Annotated in this window: 15 protein-coding genes; 12 read left to right on the forward strand and 3 right to left on the reverse strand. The window is 68.2% G+C overall.

What is annotated here, in order from left to right:
- The first annotated feature begins 6 nt into the window (after positions 1-6).
- The 3 genes from FHR19_RS02815 (at position 7) to pgi (ending at position 4287) form a co-directional block, all read left to right on the forward strand.
- Positions 7-1617, forward strand: a complete 1611-nt coding sequence (locus tag FHR19_RS02815; RefSeq protein ID WP_184024030.1) for an MFS transporter — start codon at positions 7-9, stop codon at positions 1615-1617.
- An 80-nt stretch (positions 1618-1697) separates the two neighbouring features.
- A complete protein-coding gene (gene alr, locus FHR19_RS02820) occupies positions 1698-2744 on the forward strand; it encodes an alanine racemase (RefSeq protein ID WP_184024033.1) in 1047 nt (348 codons plus the stop codon).
- A 58-nt stretch (positions 2745-2802) separates the two neighbouring features.
- The gene (gene pgi, locus FHR19_RS02825; RefSeq protein ID WP_184024035.1) at positions 2803-4287 is read left to right on the forward strand and encodes a glucose-6-phosphate isomerase; all 1485 of its coding nucleotides are present in this window, start codon (positions 2803-2805) and stop codon (positions 4285-4287) included.
- Between the two features lie 42 nt (positions 4288-4329).
- Here the strand turns inward: pgi and FHR19_RS02830 are convergent, their stop codons facing one another.
- Positions 4330-6126 (reverse strand): aminopeptidase P family protein, encoded by a 1797-nt coding sequence (locus FHR19_RS02830; RefSeq protein WP_184024037.1) that lies wholly within the window; start codon positions 6124-6126, stop codon positions 4330-4332.
- Positions 6127-6197: 71 nt separating this feature from the next.
- Here FHR19_RS02830 and FHR19_RS02835 point away from each other — a divergent pair, with 71 nt between their 5' ends.
- The 7 genes from FHR19_RS02835 to FHR19_RS02865 all read left to right on the forward strand — a co-directional run bounded on the left by FHR19_RS02835 (position 6198) and on the right by FHR19_RS02865 (position 15861).
- Positions 6198-7499, forward strand: a complete 1302-nt coding sequence (locus FHR19_RS02835) for an amino acid permease (RefSeq protein ID WP_184024039.1) — start codon at positions 6198-6200, stop codon at positions 7497-7499.
- An 8-nt stretch (positions 7500-7507) separates the two neighbouring features.
- Positions 7508-9565 carry a S9 family peptidase gene (locus FHR19_RS02840; RefSeq protein WP_184024041.1) on the forward strand — a complete coding sequence of 686 codons (2058 nt, stop codon included), beginning with the start codon at positions 7508-7510 and terminating at the stop codon, positions 9563-9565.
- Between the two features lie 168 nt (positions 9566-9733).
- On the forward strand, positions 9734-11305 hold the full coding sequence (gene lnt / locus FHR19_RS02845) for an apolipoprotein N-acyltransferase (RefSeq protein WP_184024043.1): 1572 nt from the start codon (positions 9734-9736) through the stop codon (positions 11303-11305).
- A gap of 69 nt (positions 11306-11374) precedes the next feature.
- Positions 11375-12559, forward strand: coding sequence for a methionine adenosyltransferase (gene metK / locus FHR19_RS02850; RefSeq protein ID WP_184024045.1), 1185 nt, complete (start codon positions 11375-11377; stop codon positions 12557-12559).
- Positions 12560-12697: 138 nt separating this feature from the next.
- Complete coding sequence (gene lptB / locus FHR19_RS02855; RefSeq protein WP_184024047.1) at positions 12698-13474, forward strand: LPS export ABC transporter ATP-binding protein; 777 nt, start codon at positions 12698-12700, stop codon at positions 13472-13474.
- Between the two features lie 24 nt (positions 13475-13498).
- Positions 13499-15007, forward strand: coding sequence for an RNA polymerase factor sigma-54 (rpoN, locus tag FHR19_RS02860; protein WP_184024049.1), 1509 nt, complete (start codon positions 13499-13501; stop codon positions 15005-15007).
- Positions 15008-15114: 107 nt separating this feature from the next.
- Positions 15115-15861: a helix-turn-helix domain-containing protein gene (locus FHR19_RS02865; protein WP_184024053.1), complete on the forward strand. Its 747-nt coding sequence runs from the start codon at positions 15115-15117 to the stop codon at positions 15859-15861.
- Between the two features lie 83 nt (positions 15862-15944).
- On the opposite strand, the gene rpmG is transcribed toward FHR19_RS02865, so the two are convergent.
- Positions 15945-16112 (reverse strand): 50S ribosomal protein L33, encoded by a 168-nt coding sequence (rpmG, locus tag FHR19_RS02870; RefSeq protein ID WP_033922433.1) that lies wholly within the window; start codon positions 16110-16112, stop codon positions 15945-15947.
- Positions 16113-16262: 150 nt separating this feature from the next.
- Here rpmG and FHR19_RS02875 point away from each other — a divergent pair, with 150 nt between their 5' ends.
- Entirely contained in the window at positions 16263-16832 is a 570-nt protein-coding gene (locus FHR19_RS02875) for a TMEM165/GDT1 family protein (RefSeq protein ID WP_184024056.1), read from the forward strand.
- Positions 16833-16941: 109 nt separating this feature from the next.
- A complete protein-coding gene (locus FHR19_RS02880; protein WP_184024060.1) occupies positions 16942-17442 on the forward strand; it encodes a Dps family protein in 501 nt (166 codons plus the stop codon).
- Positions 17443-17463: 21 nt separating this feature from the next.
- On the opposite strand, the gene FHR19_RS02885 is transcribed toward FHR19_RS02880, so the two are convergent.
- Positions 17464-18609 (reverse strand): MFS transporter, encoded by a 1146-nt coding sequence (locus FHR19_RS02885; RefSeq protein ID WP_184024063.1) that lies wholly within the window; start codon positions 18607-18609, stop codon positions 17464-17466.
- Positions 18610-18814 lie beyond the last annotated feature (205 nt).

Raw genomic sequence — 18814 nt, forward strand, 5'->3', positions numbered from 1 at the left:
GACGAGATGGCTTCGATCGAGCAGGTGGACGGCGAAACGGTGAGCGCCGGGCCGAGTGCGTCCGACATCCGGCTCGTCATCACCGCCTCGTCGCTCGGCACCGTGTTCGAGTGGTACGACTTCTTCATCTACGGCACGCTCGCCGCCTCGGGCATCATCGGGCGGACGTTCTTCCCGGCGGGCAGCGAGGTCATGCAGGCGCTTCTCGCCTGGGCCGGCTTTGCGGTGGGGTTCGGGTTTCGGCCGCTGGGCGCGGTGCTGTTCGGCTATCTGGGCGACAAGCTCGGGCGCAAATACACCTTCCTCGTCACGATCACGCTGATGGGCGTGGCGACCGCGGGGGTGGGCTTCATCCCATCGGCCGCGTCGATCGGGCTGGCGGCGCCTGCGCTCATCATCCTGCTGCGGATTGCGCAGGGTCTGGCGCTGGGCGGCGAATATGGCGGCGCGGCGATCTATGTCGCGGAGCATTCGCCGCCGGGCAAGCGCGGCTTCTATACCAGCTTCATCCAGGCGAGCGTCGCGGGCGGCTTCATCCTCAGCCTCGTCGTCGTGCTCGGCTTCAAGGCCTCGATGAGCGCGGAGGCGTGGCAGGCATGGGGCTGGCGGCTGCCGTTCGTCTTCTCGATCCTGCTGCTCGCCGTGTCGCTGTGGATGCGGTTCAAGCTCTCCGAAAGCCCGGTGTTCAAGGCGATGAAGGCGGCCGGCACACTGGCGGGCAATCCATTCGTCCAGAGCTTCACGCATCCGGGCAACAAGCGGCGGCTGCTGGTCGCGCTGTTCGGCATCGCCGCGGGCCTGACGGTCATCTGGTACACCGCGATGTTCAGCGTCCTTTCCTTCCTGACCGGCCCGATGCGCGTCGAGGAGACGACCGCGCAGATCATCACCGGTGCGGGCGCGGCGGCGGGGCTTTTCTGGTTCATCCTGTTCGGTCGGCTGTCCGACCGGGTGGGGCGCAAGCCGCCGATCGTCATCGGCCTGATCGCCAGCCTGCTGTTCCTCTTCCCGCTGTTCTGGATGATCGGCAGCGCCGCCAACCCGGGGCTGGCCGAGGCGGCGCGGCGCGCCCCCGTCATCGTCGCGGGGCCGCAATGCGCCTATGACGTGTTCGCCGCCAAGCAGACGGACGCGTGCGGCCAGGTTCTCGACCACCTGTCGAAAAAGGGCGTCGCCTATACCAAGGCGAAGGCGGCCTATGTCGCGGTGTCGATCGGCGGCGTGCCGGTCGCCGACCTGTCGCCGGCGGGCCTCGACGCGGCGCTGTCGGCGGGGGGCTATAATCTCGACAAGGTGGTGCCGACCGGCCGGAACCTCATCGTCATCCTGATCGCGATCGTCGGCTTGTCGGCGCTGTCGGGCGCGACCTACGGCCCAGTTGCGGCGGTGCTGTCGGAGATGTTCCCGCCGAGCATCCGCTATTCGTCGATGTCGATCCCCTATCACATCGGCACGGGCTATTTCGGCGGATTCCTGCCGTTCATCAGCCAGTATATCGTGGCGAGGACGGGCGATCCCTATGCGGGGCTCTGGTACACCTTTGCAGTGACGGCGATGGCGCTGGTCGTGGTGGGCGTGGGCCTGAAGGAAACGCTGGGGGCCGAGGCGCGGGATTGAGTGGCGGGGTACGGCGCGGTGCTTCCGCTTTCGCGGGTGTACGGCTTCCCCCTTTAACACGAACGCGCTAGCGGGGCGCGGTGTTCGCGAACGATGCCCCTTCGCGCCTGACGCTCGACGGCGCGGCGCTCGTCCATAACTGGCAGGCGCTGCGCAGGCTTGGTGGCGGTGCGGCGTGCGGTGCGGCGGTGAAGGCGAATGGGTACGGCTTCGGTGCGGCGGGGGTCGTCGAGCGGCTGGCCCGCGCGGGCTGCCGCGATTTCTACGTCGCAACCTGGGGTGAGGCGGCGGCGCTCGCCGACCTCGTCGCCAAGCATGACCTGTCGCTGTCGGTCCTGCACGGCGTACGCGAGCGCGACATGGCCGCTGCCCGCGACCTGCCCGCGCGGCCGGTGCTGAATACGGTCGAGCAGGTGGCGCGGTGGCGCGCGGCGGGCGGGGGTGCGTGCGACGTGATGATCGATACGGGCATGAACCGGCTCGGCCTCGCCGCCCAGGACACGGCGCTGCTGGACGGCGTCGGCGTCGAAACGCTGATGAGCCATCTCGCCTGTGCCGAGGAAGCGTCGGCGATGAACGGCTGCCAGCGTGCCGGACTCGCCGCGCTCGCCGGCAGGACCGACGCGCGGCGGCTGAGCCTCGCCAATTCTGCCGGGATCGCACTCGGACCCGACTATGCGTTCGACCTGACGCGGCCGGGCATCGCGCTGTATGGCGGCGTGCCGTGCGACGCGCTGGCGATACAGATCCGACCGGTCGCGGCGATCGAGGCGGAGGTGCTGCAACGCCGCCTCGTCCCCGCGGGCGCGACGGTGGGCTACAACGCGACCTGGACCGCGAGCAAGGATACGCCCGTTATCGTCATCAACCTCGGCTATGCCGACGGTTTCCCGCGCGCGCTCGGCCCGGCGGCGGTCGCGATGTGGGAGGGGGCGGCGCTCCCGATCCTCGGCCGCGTGTCGATGGACCTGATCGCGCTCGACGCCCGCGCCGCCAGCGGGATCGCGGAGGGCGACACGGTGCGCTTCGTCATCGACCTGCCCGCATGGGCCAAGGCGGCGGGGCGGTCGCAGTACGAGCTGCTTACCGGCCTCGGCCAGCGGTTCGAGCGCGTCTGGCGCGACTGAAGGGGTATTGCGGCGGCGCCGGGCGCGCTAGAGGGCGACGCATCCAAGGGAGATGCCCATGCCGAACTGGTCGAAGATCGAAGCCGCCCCGCGTCCCACGCTTGCCGAGCTGTTCGAGAAGGGCGACCGGCTGGACGGCCTTACGCTCGACGTCGCGGGCATCCATTTCGACTGGTCGAAGACGCACCTGACGCCCGAACTGATCGCCGACTTCGCCGTGCTGGCGGACGAGGCGGGGCTGCCCGCCAAGCGCGACGCGCTGTTCGCGGGCGAAGTCGTCAACGTGACCGAGGGCCGCGCGGTCGAGCATACCGCGGAGCGCTATGAGGGCGCGCCCGAGAGCGTTGCCCGCGCCAAGGCGCAGCACGCGCGAATGCGCGCGCTGATCGACGCGATCGAGGGCGAAGCACTCGGCCCGATCCAGCACGTCCTCCACATCGGCATCGGCGGATCGGCGCTCGGCCCCGACCTGCTGGTGAGCGCGCTGGGGCAGGAGGGGATGCATTACGATGTCGCGATCGTCTCCAACGTCGACGGCCTCGCGCTGGAAAACGCGCTTGAGCATTTCGACCCGCACGCGACGATCATCGCGGTCGCGTCCAAGACCTTCACCACGACCGAGACGATGCTGAACGCCGAAAGCGCGATCGGCTGGCTGACCGAGGCGGGGGTCGAGGACCCCTATGGCCGCGTCATCGCGCTGACCGCCAATCCGCAGGCGGCGGTCGAGTGGGGCGTGGACGAGACGCGCATCCTGCCGTTCAGCGAGAGCGTCGGCGGGCGCTATTCGCTCTGGTCGTCGATCGGTTTCCCGGCGGCGATGGCGCTCGGCTGGGACGCGTTCGAGGAACTGCTGGAGGGAGCGGCGGAGATGGACCGCCACTTCCGCCTCACCGAGACCGCTCAGAACGCGCCGGTGCTCGCCGCATTTGCCGATCTCTATTACACGCAGGTCCGCCGCCTCTCGACCCGCGCGGTGTTCGCCTATGACGAGCGGCTGCGGCTGCTGCCCGACTATCTCCAGCAGCTGGAGATGGAATCGAACGGCAAGGGCGTGACGGCCGAGGGCGTGCCGCTCGATCGCCCGTCCGCGCCGATCACCTGGGGCGGCGTCGGCACCGACGGCCAGCATGCGGTTTTCCAGCTGCTGCATCAGGGCACGCATGTCGTGCCGGTCGAGTTTCTCGCGGTGATCGAGGCGGCGGATACGCTCGACGAGCAGCATCACCGCCAACTCCTCCTCAATGCGTTCGCGCAAGGCGCGGCGCTGATGAAGGGCCGCGACCATGCGGACAAGGCGCGCGCCTATCCGGGCGACCGGCCGTCCTCGACACTGCTGCTCGACACGCTCGACCCGCGGACGCTGGGCGCGCTGATCGCGTTCTACGAGCACCGCACGTTCGTGAATGCCGCGATCCTCGGCATCAACGCGTTCGACCAGTTCGGCGTCGAGCTCGGCAAGGAAATGGCGCGCGCGGCGGATGCGGGCGACCAGGACCTCGACGCCTCGACCGAGGCGCTGATCCAGCGGGCTTTGGGTTGAATGACGGGCCACCCCGGCGCGTTGCCGGGGTGGCCGTTCCGATCAGCCGATCGGCGCGCACTTCGCTTCGAGCCACGCACGATGCTCGTCGTCGAGGGTCGGTCCGACCTTCGCCATCACCTCGGCGTGGTAGGCGTTCAGCCACGCTAATTCGTCGGTCGATAGCAGCGCCGGGTCGATCAGATCGCGCTCGATCGGAACGAAGGTGAGCGTGCGGAAGCCGAGCATCGGCCGGTCGGCCCCCGCGATGTCACGCGGTTCGATCAGGATCAGGTTCTCGATGCGGATGCCGTACTCGCCCGCCTTGTAGTAGCCCGGCTCGTTCGAGAGGATCATGCCGGCCTTCAGCGGTTCGGCAGGGCCGCCACCGGGGTAGTTGGGCGCGGCGATCCGCTGGGGCCCCTCATGCACCGACAGGTAAGCGCCTACGCCGTGGCCGGTGCCGTGCGCGTAATCGAGCCCCGCTTCCCAAAGCGGCCGGCGCGCGAAGCTGTCGAGCTGTGCGCCCACCGTTCCCTCGGGGAACAGCGCGGTCGCGATGGCGATGTGACCCCTCAGCACGCGGGTGAACCGGTCGCGCATCTCTGCGGTCGGTTCGCCCACGGGCACGACGCGCGTGATGTCGGTGGTGCCGTCGAGATACTGGCCGCCCGAGTCGATGAGGAAGAGCTGGCCCGGCTCGATCGGCAGGTTCGATTCCTCGGTCACGTGATAATGCGGGATCGCGCCGTGCGGGCCGGTGGCGGAAATGGTCGAGAAGGACACGTCGCGCAGCGCGCCGGTCGCTTCACGAAATTCTCGCAGCCTGGCGGCGGCGGTGAGTTCGGTCTGCCCACCCTTCGGCGCCGCCGCCTCGATCCATTTGAGGAAGCGCACCATCGCGCCCGCATCGCGAAGCTGGGCGGCGTCGTGGCCGGCGACTTCGGCCGGGTTCTTGATCGCCTTGGCAAGCACGACGGGATCGCGCATCGCCACGACCTTGGCCCCGCCGGCCTCCAGCGCGTCGATGATCGCGGCGACCGAGCCGGCAGGATCGGCAACCACCCGCTTGCCCGCGAACTGCCCCAGCGCCCCGGCGAACGCGCCGCGCGAATGGAGGCGCACGGCGTTGCCGAGGTGGCGGCGCACGTCATCGGTCAGCTTGCCCTCGTCGACGAACAGGTCGGCGGTCGCGTCGGCATGGACGATCGCATAGGCAAGCGCGACCGGCGTGCTCTCCACATCCTTGCCGCGCACGTTGAAGGTCCAGGCGATCGCGTCCAGCGCCGACAGGACGACGGCGTCCGCGTGGCTGGAGGCCAGCCACTCGGCGATCTCGCCGCGCTTGTCGGCCGAGCTGCGCCCGGCAAGGTCGTCAGGATAGGCGTCGAGCGGCGCGGGCGACATGTCGGGGCGCCCGGCCCATACGGCATCGATCGGATTGCCCTCGACCGCCACCAGTTCGGCGCCCTTGGCGGCCAGCGCGCGGCGTGCTTCATCGACCCAGGCGCGGGTGTGCAACCACGGGTCGTAGCCGATCCGGCCGCCATCGGGGGCATGTTCGGCCAGCCAGCCCGACACGCTCGTCGCCGGCACGCCCACGAAGCTCCAGTGATCGGCCGACACCTGCTCGCGTACCTGAATCGTATAGCGGCCGTCGGTGAAGATCGCCGCCTTCGCCGGCAGCACGACGGCGGTCCCCGCCGATCCCTCGAACCCCGTCAGCCAGGCGAGCCGCTGGGCATAGGCGCCGACATATTCGGACAGATGCTCGTCGGTGAGCGGCACGACGAAGCCGTCGAGCGACTGACGCTTCAGTTGCTCGCGCAGCGCCCCAAGGCGGTCGGCATGGGTGGACATGGGCTGGAACTCCTTTGCCGCATCCCTTACCGCCTTGGCGCTTGCGAAGTCGAGGCATGGGGACGGCAGGGGTGAGCGGAACGAGATTGCTGCGCGTGCTGGGCGCGGCGTTCGCGGTGGCGGCAGTCGTCGGCGGCACGATCGGGCAGGGCATCCTGCGCACACCGGGCCTCGTCGCCGCAGCCGTGCCGGATGCGACGCTGATCCTGGCGCTGTGGCTGGTGGGCGGGGCGATCGCGGCGGTGGATGCCTGCTCGACGGTTGAGCTCGGCGCCTCGACCGGCGAGGCGGGCGGACCGTTCGCGTTCGTCCGGCGCGCGTTCGGGCCGGTCGCGGGGCTGGCGGCGGGGCTGGCCGACTGGCTGGGCAATCTGGGCGCGGTCGCGTTTATCGCCGTGGTCTTCGCCGAATATCTGGGGCGGCTGAAGATCGACGGCGGGTTGCCGATCCCGGTCCTGTCGGTGCTGCTGATCGCGATCATGTTCGCGCTGCAATGGCGGGGCACCAAGTCGGCGGCGCGGGCGCAGGAGGCGGGCAGTGCGCTGAAGGCAGTGCTATTCATGGGCCTGATCGCGGTGCTAGCCTTCGCGCGCGGCGAGCCGCAGGGACCGGCGGCGGCGAGCCCGAGCGGCGTCATCACGCTCGCCGCCGGGATCGCGGCGCTGAGAGCGGTCTACGGTACCTATTATGGCTGGAACAGCGCAGCCTATTTCGCAGAGGAACTGCGCAATCCGCGCGGGCTGGTGCGCGGGACGTTCGTCGGCATTGCGCTGGTGACGGCGGTATTCGTGGGGCTGAACGCTGCGATGCTGCATGTGCTGACCCCAGCACAGATGGCGGGATCGACGCTGGTTGCCGCCGATGCGGCGGGCCGGGTGATGGGCGCGCGGGCGGATACGGGCATGACGGTCGTGTCGCTGGTGTCGCTGGTCACGATCCTGGGCGTGATGCTGATGTTCCTGCCGCGCATTCTGTTTGCGATGGGGCGCAGTTTCGGGGTCGAGCGGCTGGCGGGCGTGGCCGAGGGCGGCACGCCGCGCGCGGCGCTGGCGGCGACGGCGATCGGCGGGGCGCTCCTCGCGCTGGTTGGGGTCTATGAGACGCTGCTGGCGTTCAGTGCCGTGCTGCTCGCGATGGTGGGCGTTGCGGTCAATCTGGCGGCGATCGTCCTCCGTCGACGTGAGCCCACGCTCGAACGCCCCTGGAAGATGCCGCTCTTTCCGCTGCCCGCGATCTTCTCCGCCCTCGTCAACACCGCGCTGGTCGTCGCCTTCGTCGTCGAGGATCCGGTGACAAGCCTGTCCGCCATCGCGGCGATGGCGGTGCTGCTCGCGGTCATCGTCCCCTTGCTGCGGCGTCACGCTCGCGGCTAGGGGAGGGCATGACCGCTCTTCCCCAGCCGCCGATCGCGGCGCAGCGTGCCCATAGCTTCACCGCCCATGGGCAGACGATCGACGACCCCTATGCCTGGCTGCGCGACCCCGGCTATCCCGAGGTCAAGGACGCCGAAATCCTCGATTATCTGAAGGCCGAGAATGCCTATCACGACGCGGTGATGGCGCCCTTGAAGCCGCTGGCCGACACGCTGTTCAAGGAAATGCGCGGCCGCATCAAGGAAGACGAGTCGACCGTGCCGCAAAAGGACGGCGACTGGCTCTACTGGACCGATTTCGAAGAGGGCGGCGAGTATCGGCGCTGGTGGCGGCGGCCCGTCGCGGGCGGCGCGGACGAACTGATCCTCGACGAGCCGGCGCTGGCCGAGGGCAAGGAGTATTTCAACCTCGGCGCTTTCTCGATCAGCCGCGACGGGCGGCTGCTCGCCTATGCCACCGACGTAGATGGCTCGGAGCGGTTCGAGGCGCGGATCAAGGACCTGTCCACCGGCGAGCACCTGCCCGACGTCATCCCCGGCACGCTGGGCGCGCTGGTCTGGACCGCGGATGGCACGGCCCTGCTCTACACCCCCGCCAACGAACAGTGGCGCACCGACCGGGTGATGCTGCATCGGCTGGGGCAGGCAGAGGAGACCGAGCTTTATCGCGAGGCCGACGAGGGTTTCCGCGTCGGCGTCAGCGAAACCCAGTCGCAGCGGTTCATCGTCATCGCGGCGGGCGATCACGTGACGAGCGAGGTCTATCTGCTCCCCGCCGACGACGTGACCGCGCCTTTGCTCTGCGTCGCGCCGCGTCAGGTGGGGCGCGAGTACGACGTGGACGAGCATGACGGCACGCTGTTCATCCACACCAACGACGTCGATCCCAATTTCCGGCTGGTGACCGCGACCCTCGACAACCCGACCGAGTGGGTGGAGCGGATCGGGCCTAGCCGGCATTTCTATATGACCGATGTGACCTGCTTCCGCGACTTCTTCGTGGTCGAGGGACGCGAGGACGGGCTCGACCAGATCGAGCTGCACCAGTATTCGGGCGGGGAGCCGACGCGCATTCCCTTCCCGGAGGCGAGCTATGTCGCCGGCGTCGGCGACAATCCCGAATACGCCATCCAGACGCTGCGGCTTGGCTATGAATCGATGGTCACGCCGGGCACCGTCTACGACTATCATGTCGGCACCGGCGAAATGGAGGTGTTGAAGGTCCAGGAAATCCCTTCCGGCTATGACGCGGCCAAATACGCGACCGAGCGGCTGAAGATCACCGCGCGCGACGGCACGGAGGTCCCGTGCTCAATCGTCTATCCGGCGGACTTCCCGCGCGACGGGTCGGGCAAGCTCTATCTCTATGCCTATGGCGCATACGGTTATGCGGTGCCACCGGGCTTCTCGACCAGCCGGATGAGCTTCCTCGACCGCGGCGTCGCGTTCGCGATCGCGCATATTCGCGGCGGCGACGACCTCGGCCAGCAATGGTATCTCGACGGCAAGCTCGACAAGCGGACCAATACGTTCACCGATTTCGTCGACGTGGCGAAGGGGCTGATCGAGCGCGGCTTCACGAGCGCCGGCAACATCGCCATCGCCGGACGGTCGGCGGGCGGCGAGCTGATGGGGGCGGTCATCAACTCCGATCCCGATCTGTGGCGCGTGGCGGTGGTCGACGTGCCGTTCGTCGACGTGCTCAACACGATGCTCGACGCCACCCTGCCGCTGACCCCCGGCGAATGGCCCGAATGGGGCAACCCGATCGAGGACAAGGTGGCCTTCGATCTAATCCGCAGCTATTCGCCCTATGACAACGTCAAGGCGCAGGCCTATCCCGCGCTGTGGATCGGCGGCGGCCTCAACGACCCGCGCGTCACTTATTGGGAGCCAGCCAAGTTCGCCGCGAAGCTGCGCGCGATGAAGACCGACGACCATGTGCTGGTGCTGAAGACCCAGATGGGCGCGGGGCATGGCGGCAAGTCGGGCCGGTGGGAGAGCCTGAAGGAAGCCGCGGAAGAGAACGCGTTCGTGCTGTGGCAGCTGGGCGTGGAAGCGGCTTAGGGTGAAGCAGCGGGACCCCGGGTCAAGCCCGGGGTGACGTGATTTGGTGGGCGCTGCTCTCTCCACACCGTCATCCCGGACTTGATCCGGGATCCCGCTTCTTTCTTCTTTCGCTCGTCGCCTGTAGCCCCGGCGCATCGACACGCTCAAACCGGAACGGAGGGTGGATTGAACCGCCTCGCACGCCGCCCCTACCTCACCCTGCTGGTCGCCGGCGCGCTGTCAGCGACGGGGTTCGCGCCGCTCCAGCTTTTTCCCGTCACGATCGCCGCGCTCGCCCTCCTCATGTGGCTGGTGCACGAGGCGCCGAGCCTCAAGGCGGCGTTCCTCCGCGGCTGGACGTTCGGGGTCGCGCACTTCACCGTCGGCAACAACTGGATCCAGCACGCCTTCGACTTTCAGGACAAGATGCCGCCGGTGCTGGGGTATCTAGCGGTCGTCTTGCTGGCGCTCTACCTCGCCATCTATCCGGCGATGGCCGCCGGGCTGGCGTGGCGGCTCGCCAGCCCTCGATCGGCTGGCGATGCAGCGACGGAGCCGGGCGGCAGCTACGTTCTCGTCTTCGCCGCCGCGTGGATCGCGACCGAGTGGCTGCGCGCTACCATGTTCACCGGCTATGCTTGGAATCCGATCGCGGTCATCTGGCTGCCGCTCATCAGCATCGCGCGGATTTCGGCGTTCGTCGGCACCTATGCGCTGTCGGGTATCACCGTCGCCATCGCGGGCGCGGCGATGCTGCTGATCGGCTGGCGTCGCTGGCGAATGCCGCTGATCGCCGCCGCTGGCCTCCTGCTGGCGGGGTTGTTCGCCTCGGCCCAGCCGATCCCGCAGCGGGTCGGCCCCGACACCCCGCGCGTCCGCGTCGTCCAGCCCAATGTCGGGCAGGAGACGATGCTCGACGGCAGCTACGACCTCAAGATGCTGGAGGCGCTGATCGACCAGTCGGGTCGGCCGCAGCGCCACCCGCGGCTGCTCGTCTGGCCCGAGGGGGCGGTGAACTTTTATCTCGAGGACGGCTATCCGCCCGAATGGTATTATAAGGGCACCGCGCCGGTGACGCGCGGACGGATCGCGTCGCTGCTTGGGCCGCGCGACATGGCGCTGATCGGCTCGACCGCGATCGAGTTCGATTCCCGCGGCGAGGTGAAGGGTGCGGGCAACGCGATCTTCGTTCTTGATCCCGCCGGCAAGCTCGCCGAGCGCCGATACGACAAGGCGCATCTCGTTCCGTACGGCGAGTATCTGCCGATGCGGCCGATCCTGTCGCGCATCGGGCTGTCGCGGCTGGTGGCGGGCGAATTCGACTATCTGCCGGGGCCGGGGCCACAGACGCTGCCGGTGCCGGGCTTTGGATCGGTCGGCATGCAGATCTGCTACGAGATCATCTTTTCGGGACAGGTGGCGGATCGCGCGAACCGGCCCGACCTGATCTTCAACCCCTCGAACGACGCGTGGTTCGGGGCGTGGGGGCCGCCGCAGCATCTGGCCCAGGCGCGCCTGCGCGCGATCGAGGAGGGGCTACCGGTCATCCGCTCGACCCCGACAGGCATATCGGCCGTGATCGACGCGCAAGGCAGGCTCGTTGCAACAATCGGCATTCGCCGCGCCGGTGCGATCGAGGTGCCGGTGCCGGCGGCGCTGCCCGCGACGCTATTCTCGCGCGTTGGCAATCTGGCGGCGGCGATCGTCGCTGCGCTGATGCTGGCGGTCGCGATTGCCATCAGACGTCGTCCTCGCTAGGGGCGCATATAACCATAGCTTTATATCTTGAAGTCCGGCGTTCGGCCGGTGCCAACCCACGGGGAAAGCATGCGCGACAATTATCTCTTTACATCCGAATCGGTCAGCGAAGGCCATCCCGACAAGGTCGCCGACCAGATTTCGGACGCGGTCGTCGACCTGTTCCTGTCGCGTGATCCGGTCGCGCGCGTGGCGTGCGAGACGATGGTGACGACGCAGCGCATCGTCCTGGCGGGCGAAGTGCGCGCGAACGAGGGTGCGTTCCCGTCGCTGGCCGAGATCGAGCAGGCCGCGCGTGATACCGTCCGCCGCATCGGCTACGAGCAGCACGGCTTCCACTGGCAGACCGCGGACTTCGCCTGCCACCTGCACGGCCAGTCGGCGCACATCGCGCAGGGCGTGGACGAAAGCGGCAACAAGGACGAGGGTGCCGGCGACCAGGGCATCATGTTCGGCTTCGCCTGTGACGAGACGCCCGACCTGATGCCCGCGACGCTCTATTACTCGCACCGCATCCTCGAGAAGATGGCCGCCGACCGCCACGCGCGGGTCGTCGACTTCCTCGAACCCGACGCCAAGAGCCAGGTGACGCTGAAGTTCGAGAACGGCGTCCCCACCGGCGCGACCGCGCTGGTCGTGTCGACCCAGCATACCAAGGCACTGTCGAACGACGCGGGCCAGAAGCGGCTGCGCGACTATGTGATGACGGTGTTCGAGGAAGTGCTGCCCAGCGGCTGGATGCCCGCCAACCAGGATCACATCTATGTCAACCCGACCGGCCTGTTCGAAATCGGCGGGCCGGACGGCGACGCGGGCCTGACCGGGCGCAAGATCATCGTCGACACGTACGGCGGCGCGGCCCCGCACGGCGGCGGCGCGTTCAGCGGCAAAGACCCGACCAAGGTCGACCGTTCGGCCGCGTACATCTCGCGCTACCTCGCCAAGAACGTCGTGGCGGCGGGCCTTGCCAAGCGCTGCACGATCCAGCTGTCCTACGCGATCGGCATCGCCGAGCCGCTGTCGCTCTATGTCGACACGCACGGCACCGGCACCGTGGACGAAGCGAAGATCGAGGCAGTGCTGCCCAAGCTCGTCCGCCTGACGCCCAAGGGCATCCGCACGCACCTGGGCATGAACAAGGCGATCTATCAGCCGACCGCCGCCTATGGCCATTTCGGTCGCAAGGCCGACGGCGACTTCTTCACCTGGGAGCGCACCGATCTGGTCGACGCGCTGAAGGGCGAACTGGGCTAAACGCCGGCATCATCGCAGGATCGACGAAAGGGGCCGGGCGACCGGCCCCTTTTTCGTGTCCGCGCGCCATGCACGAACCTTGCCAAGCGGCGGGGAAGGCGCGAAAAGGCTGGCGCTGAGCCAAGGAGCCGATCGAGGATGGACGACACCGCCACCATTCAGGACGTGCCGACCGTCGTCGAGGTGCCGAGCGACACCGGCCTCGCCGTCGTCTCGATCGCCAAGGCGTACGACAAGCGCGTGGTCCTGACCGACGTGTCAATGAACGTCGCTCGCGGCGAGGTCGTCGGGCTGCTTGGCCCCAACGGCGCGGGCAAAACGACTAGCTTCTATTCGGTGATGGGCCTTGTGAAGCCCGATTCGGGCCGCATCATGTTGGACGGCGAGGATATCACCGCGCTGCCTATGTATCGCCGCGCAATCCTGGGTCTCGGCTATCTGCCGCAGGAAACGTCGATCTTTCGCGGGCTGACGGTCGAGAAGAACATCTCCGCCGTCCTCGAACTCGCCGAGCCGGACAAGGCGGCGCGCGCGGCGAAGCTCGACCGCCTGCTCGACGAGTTCGGGCTGACGCGGCTGCGCGACGCACCGGCGATGGCGCTGTCGGGCGGCGAGCGGCGACGGGCGGAGATCGCCCGCGCGCTGGCCGCCGACCCGTCGATCATGCTGCTCGACGAGCCGTTCGCGGGCATCGACCCTATTTCGATCGCGGACATCCGCGACCTGGTGAAGGATCTGAAGCAGCGCGATATCGGCGTGCTTATCACCGACCACAATGTCCGCGAAACGCTGGAGATCGTCGACCGGGCATACATCATCTATGACGGCCGCGTGCTGTTCGCGGGCAGCCCGGCGGAGCTGGTCGCCGACGCCAATGTGCGCCGCCTGTACCTCGGCGAGAGCTTCTCGCTCTGACCTGATGCACGGCAGCTTCGCCCCATGAGCCTCGCACCGCGCCTCGACCTGCGGCAGACGCAATCGCTCGTCATGACGCCGCAGTTGCAGCAGGCGATCCGCCTGCTTGCGCTGTCCAACCTCGAGGTTGAGGGGTTCATTGCCGAGGAGATCGAGAAGAACCCGCTACTTGAGGCCGCACGCGAAGATGAGGGCGGCGGCGAGCGTGAGGCGCCCGACGACGCGCCGGTCGCTCGCGACGAGCCGGCACAGGCCGACGAGCTGCTCAGCCTGGGCGCCGGTTCGGGCGAGGCTAGCCTCGACGTCGACATGGGCGCCGAGGCGTTCCACCACGACAGCGCCAGCGATTCGGTCGGCGGGCTCGACGGATCGCTGGGGATGGGCGCGACTGGCAGCGGCGGCGGGGAGGGCGAGGCGCCCGACTTCGACAGCTTTGCAGCAGCCGGTGAGAGCCTTCAGGACTATCTGCTGGCACAGGCCGGCGCGGTGCTGTCCGGCCCCGACTTGTTCGTCGCCGCGCACCTGATCGACCAGATCGACGAGTGCGGCTACCTCACCGCCAACCTGCTCGAGGTATCGCAGCGGCTAGGCGTGCCGCTGGTGCAGGTGGAGCGGGTGCTAGGCGTTATCCAGACGTTCGATCCCACCGGCGTCGGCGCGCGCAACCTGGCCGAGTGCATCGCGATCCAGGCGAGGGATGCCGACCGATACGACCCGGCGATGGCGCGGCTGATCGACAATCTCGACCTCCTCGCGCGCGGCCAGATCGCGCAGCTTCGCCGCATCTGCGGCGTGGACGAGGAGGACATGGCCGACATGATCCGCGAGCTGCGCGACTATGACCCCAAGCCCGGTTGCAAGATCGGTGGCGAGCCGGTGCAGGGTGTCGTGCCCGACATCTTCGTGGCAAGGCGTGGCAAGGGCTGGGCGGTCGAGATCAACGCCGCGACGCTGCCCCGCGTCCTCGTCAACCGCGCCTATTATGTCGAACTGTCGGGCAGCGCGGGCAAGGACAAGGCGGGCAAGACGTGGCTGTCCGACTGCCTCGCCAGTGCCAACTGGCTGGTCAAGGCGCTCGACCAGCGGCAGCGGACGATCATCAAGGTCGCGAGCGAGATCGTGAAGCAGCAGGAGGCGTTCTTCCTCCACGGCGTCGCGCACCTGCGCCCGCTGACGCTCGCGCGCGTCGCCGAAGCGATTGAAATGCACGAATCGACGGTCAGCCGCGTCACCAGCAACAAATATCTGAGCTGCGCGCGCGGGCTGTTCGAGCTCAAATATTTCTTCACCAGCGCGATCCAGTCGGCCGATGGCGGCGATGCGGTGTCGGCCGAAGCGGTCAAGAGCGCGATCCGCGCGCTGATCGCGGCGGAGGATCCCAAGAAAATCCTGTCCGACGACACGCTCGTCGAGCTGCTCAACGCCAAGGGCTTCGACATCGCGCGGCGGACGGTCGCCAAATATCGCGAATCACTGGGAATCGGCAGCTCGGTCCAGCGCCGCCGGCAAAAGGCGCTGGCGGGCGCGGCCTGATCGCTGGGCGAAAGGCGGTGGTTTGAAAGCCGGGCCGCTTATCCTATTTCATTGCGGGCGCGGTATGGTTCCGGCCTTATCATCCCCGTGTCGCATGAGGGTCGCGCGTGAACGTCCACTCCCTGATCCTGACCAAGCTCAAGCTGCGCTCGCAGCTGTCCGCCGCCGCGTGCGTCGCGATCGAGGCGGCGCCGTTCACGCTGCGCGATATCGAGGCGGGGACCGAGATCGTCCATGACGGCGGCCCGCCCGCGCGCGACTGTCAGATCGTTCTCGACGGGGTGGCGCTGCGGTCCAAGACGACGGCAAGCGGCGGGCGTCAGATCGTCGCGGTCGAACTGCGCGGCGATTTTCTCGACCTCGCGCACCTGTTCCTCGAGATCGCCGACCATGACGTGGAAGCGCTGACCCCGCTCAAGGTCGCCGCGATCGACCGGCAGGTGCTGCGCACGCTTGCGCTGGAGCACCGCGACCTTGGCCGCGCACTCTGGACCGAGGCGCTGGTCGAGGCGTCGATCGCGCGCGAGTGGATGACCAATCTGGGCCGGCGCGATGCCAAGACGCGGATTGCTCATGCACTGTGCGAGCTGGCGCTGCGGTCGCAGGCGGTCGGGCTGTCGCCGCCAGACATGCTGACGCTGCCCTGGACGCAGGAACAACTGGGCGACGTCACCGGCCTGACGCCCGTCCACGTCAACCGAATGCTGCGCTCTCTTGAAGAGGATGGGCTGATCGAGCGCACCGGGCGGGAGGTCCGCATCCTCGACCGTCGGCGCCTGTGGGCCGAGGGTGATTTCGAGCCGCGCTACCTGCACCTCGTCGAGATCCTTCAGCCGGTGGGCGAGGCGGCCTGACGCGGGCATACGAAAGGCGGGCGCGCCCGGGTGGGCGGCCCGCCTTCGGCAAGCAATCGGGGCGACCGAAACCGCCCGTCAGATCACTTGATCTTGGCTTCCTTGAACTCGACATGCTTGCGCACGACCGGGTCGTACTTGCGGAAGCTCATCTTCTCGGTCTGGTTGCGCGGATTCTTCTTGGTGACGTAGAAGAAACCCGTGTCGGCGGTGCTCACCAGCCGGATCTTGACAGTGGTCGGCTTGGCCATGGCCCAATTCCCGTAGCAGCAAAAAAAGCGAAAGGCGGCGCGCGTACGCACCGCCGTCAGGCCGCGGCGCATGCACGACTCCGGCGGGCGCGTCAAGCTTGGGGGTAGACTTAACGGCTTCGCAAGCGCGTTTGGGGCAGGGAAAGCGCGATGGACAGCCTGCTTCCCGCCCTGATCGCTGCGCTGATTGCCGGTGCGACCGATCGCCCCGCGTGGCTGGCGGCGATCCTAGGCGAGCGATTCGGCAAGCGGACCGGGGTGATTCTGGGCGTCATCGCCGCGCAGGTTGCGATCATGGGCGCGGCGCTGGCCGGTGCGCTGGCGGTGCGCGGGATGATGACGCCCAATGCGCGCAGCCTGATCTTCGGGCTGGCACTCGTCTTTGCAGGGGCAGGGGCGCTGATGCCGGCCAAGCCGCCGCGCGACCGGCTGGACGGGTGGCGGATCGGTGCGCTGCCGACGAGTGCGCTGGGGATCTTCATCCTGGCGTTCGGCGAACGGGTGCAGTTCGTGGGCTTCGGCGCGGCGGCATGGGGCGGCAGTTCGCTGCTCGCCGCGGCGGGGGCAGCGATCGGCGCGATCGTGGCCGGCTTGGTCGCTGCGACGCTGGGCGAGCGCGAGTGGCGACGGCTGCCGCTTCGGGCGATCGGCCTGGCGGGCGGAGCGATGCTCGTCCTCGCCGGCCTCGTCATGGCGCTTGGCGGGCTGCGGCTGATCTGAAAAACCGATTGCCGCGATCGAAGATACCGCCCTTTTCCCGGCGGAGCCAATGCGCGGTCCGGTCGTTTTGATACCGAACCGACTTTCCCATCTGGAGGAGCCCGTCTGCATGGCCGACAATCCCGCCCCCGCGCTCAAGACGCCGACCGATCTGAAGACCAACGCTGCCAAAACGGTGGCTGATGCGCTGAACGGCATCCTGGCCGACAGCTATGCGCTGTACCTCAAGACCAAGAACTTCCACTGGCACGTGTCGGGGCCGCATTTCCGCGACTATCACCTGATGCTCGATGATCAGGCGGCGCAGATCCTCGCGACCACCGACGCGATTGCCGAGCGGGTGCGCAAGACGGGCAACGTGACGCTGCGCTCGATCGGCGACATTGCTCGGCGTCAGACGATCAAGGACAACGACGCCGACTTCGTGCCCGCCGCCGACATGCTCGCCGAACTGCGCGAGGATAATCTGAAGCTGGTCGAGTTGCTGCGCGAGGCGAAGGATATCGTCGACGACGCCAAGGACAACGCGACCAGCGGTATCCTCGACGACTGGACCGACCAGGCCGAGGAGCGCGCCTGGTTCCTGTTCGAAGCCAGCCGCAAGCAGTGATGGGCGGACGGGGCGCCTGACCTAGTCGCCCCGCACCACCAGCATTAGCGCACCGCCCGACAGCGTCAGCGCGGCGAGGACGAGGAAAGCGAGCCCGAAGCCCTCCGGCCCCGTCAGCGCCCACGCGATCGGCGGGCCTATGATCGAGGGCGCAGTGTTGGTGAGGTTGAGCAGGCCGAGGTCGCGACCCCGCCGCCGCACGCTCGGCAGCAACAGCATCGCGAAGCCCGCGTGCAGCGCGGCAAAGACGGCGCTGCCGATCGCGAACACCGCATATCCGATCGCGCCCGCCAGCCAGTGGACGGCGGTGCCCATCACCACCAGACCCGCCGCCGCTGCCGCTGCCGCCGCGAACAGGATCGCGCGCCGCCGGCCCGTGCGATCCGACAGCCGCCCCGCGACCAGCGCCGCTGGAATAGCGAGCAGATTGACCAGCGTCAGGAGCTGACCGGTGCGCGCGGCGACGGTGTCCGACGATGCGCCGTCGGCCACGCCGCGCAGGTAGTAGAAGAGGTAGAGCGCGACGACGTTGCCCGCGATCTGGACGAGCAGCCGCGCGAACCAGGCGGCGGCCAGATCGCGCGGGCGTGTCGGCGTCGCATCCACCGCTTGCGGCGTGACCGGGACGGCGCGCGCGAACAGGAAGGGCGCGATTAGGAACGCGGCAACCAGCGGGATGATCGCGAGCCGCAAGCCGATATCGATCGTCGGCATCGCGACCAGCAGCGCAAGGAACGCGGACGCCAGCGGCGCGCCGAACGCGAGCAGGCTGCTGGCGAAACCGATCTGCCCCTCGGGCACCTCGTCGGCCATGATCGCCAGGAGCGGTGCGATCAGCAGGTTGACCGCAACCTGCACCCCCAGCACCGCGGCGAGGATACCCGTCGGCGTGTCGGCTAGCGCGATCGATGGATAGGCGAGCATCAGCGCCGCAAGGCCGAAAGTGACCCAGCGCCTGCGCCCGCCGCCGCGCTCGACCGAGCGATCGCTGGCCCATCCGGCGGCGATGTTGGCGACGCTGGCGGCGATCGCGCCCGCGACGGCGACGATGGTGGCAAGGCCGATCCGTGCATCGCCCGCCACCGCCTCGATCCGCATCGGCAGGAGCAGGCTGAACAGCGGCAACCAGGCGATCACTCCGCCCGCACTTGCGACGGCGTACAGCATCAGAAACGCAGGGGGTTGTCGAGAAACGGGGGGCGATGCGGCCATGCGCCGCCTTATGCCGCTTGCCTGTTCACGGCCAAGTCCTTCGCATGCAAGAGAACGTTCCCACGTTTAGCGCTAACATCTGCGCTGGCCATGGTCACCTTGACAAATCAGGGAAAATCGTCGAGTGAACGTTCTCATGAGACGCGCTCCATTGGGATAG

This window comes from Sphingomonas yantingensis, assembly GCF_014199325.1.
In the GTDB taxonomy this organism is placed as follows: Bacteria; Pseudomonadota; Alphaproteobacteria; order Sphingomonadales; family Sphingomonadaceae; genus Sphingomonas; species Sphingomonas yantingensis.

What these genes read in the sequence shown, in the direction of transcription:
- FHR19_RS02815 (WP_184024030.1), top strand. Translation starts at nt 7, where the DNA reads ATGGCTTCGATCGAGCAGGTGGACGGCGAAACGGTGAGCGCCGGGCCG.
- pgi (WP_184024035.1), top strand. Translation starts at nt 2,803, where the DNA reads ATGCCGAACTGGTCGAAGATCGAAGCCGCCCCGCGTCCCACGCTTGCC.
- FHR19_RS02830 (WP_184024037.1), bottom strand. Translation starts at nt 6,126, where the DNA reads ATGTCCACCCATGCCGACCGCCTTGGGGCGCTGCGCGAGCAACTGAAG.
- FHR19_RS02840 (WP_184024041.1), top strand. Translation starts at nt 7,508, where the DNA reads ATGACCGCTCTTCCCCAGCCGCCGATCGCGGCGCAGCGTGCCCATAGC.
- metK (WP_184024045.1), top strand. Translation starts at nt 11,375, where the DNA reads ATGCGCGACAATTATCTCTTTACATCCGAATCGGTCAGCGAAGGCCAT.
- lptB (WP_184024047.1), top strand. Translation starts at nt 12,698, where the DNA reads ATGGACGACACCGCCACCATTCAGGACGTGCCGACCGTCGTCGAGGTG.
- rpoN (WP_184024049.1), top strand. Translation starts at nt 13,499, where the DNA reads ATGAGCCTCGCACCGCGCCTCGACCTGCGGCAGACGCAATCGCTCGTC.
- rpmG (WP_033922433.1), bottom strand. Translation starts at nt 16,112, where the DNA reads ATGGCCAAGCCGACCACTGTCAAGATCCGGCTGGTGAGCACCGCCGAC.
- FHR19_RS02875 (WP_184024056.1), top strand. Translation starts at nt 16,263, where the DNA reads ATGGACAGCCTGCTTCCCGCCCTGATCGCTGCGCTGATTGCCGGTGCG.
- FHR19_RS02880 (WP_184024060.1), top strand. Translation starts at nt 16,942, where the DNA reads ATGGCCGACAATCCCGCCCCCGCGCTCAAGACGCCGACCGATCTGAAG.
- FHR19_RS02885 (WP_184024063.1), bottom strand. Translation starts at nt 18,609, where the DNA reads ATGCTGTACGCCGTCGCAAGTGCGGGCGGAGTGATCGCCTGGTTGCCG.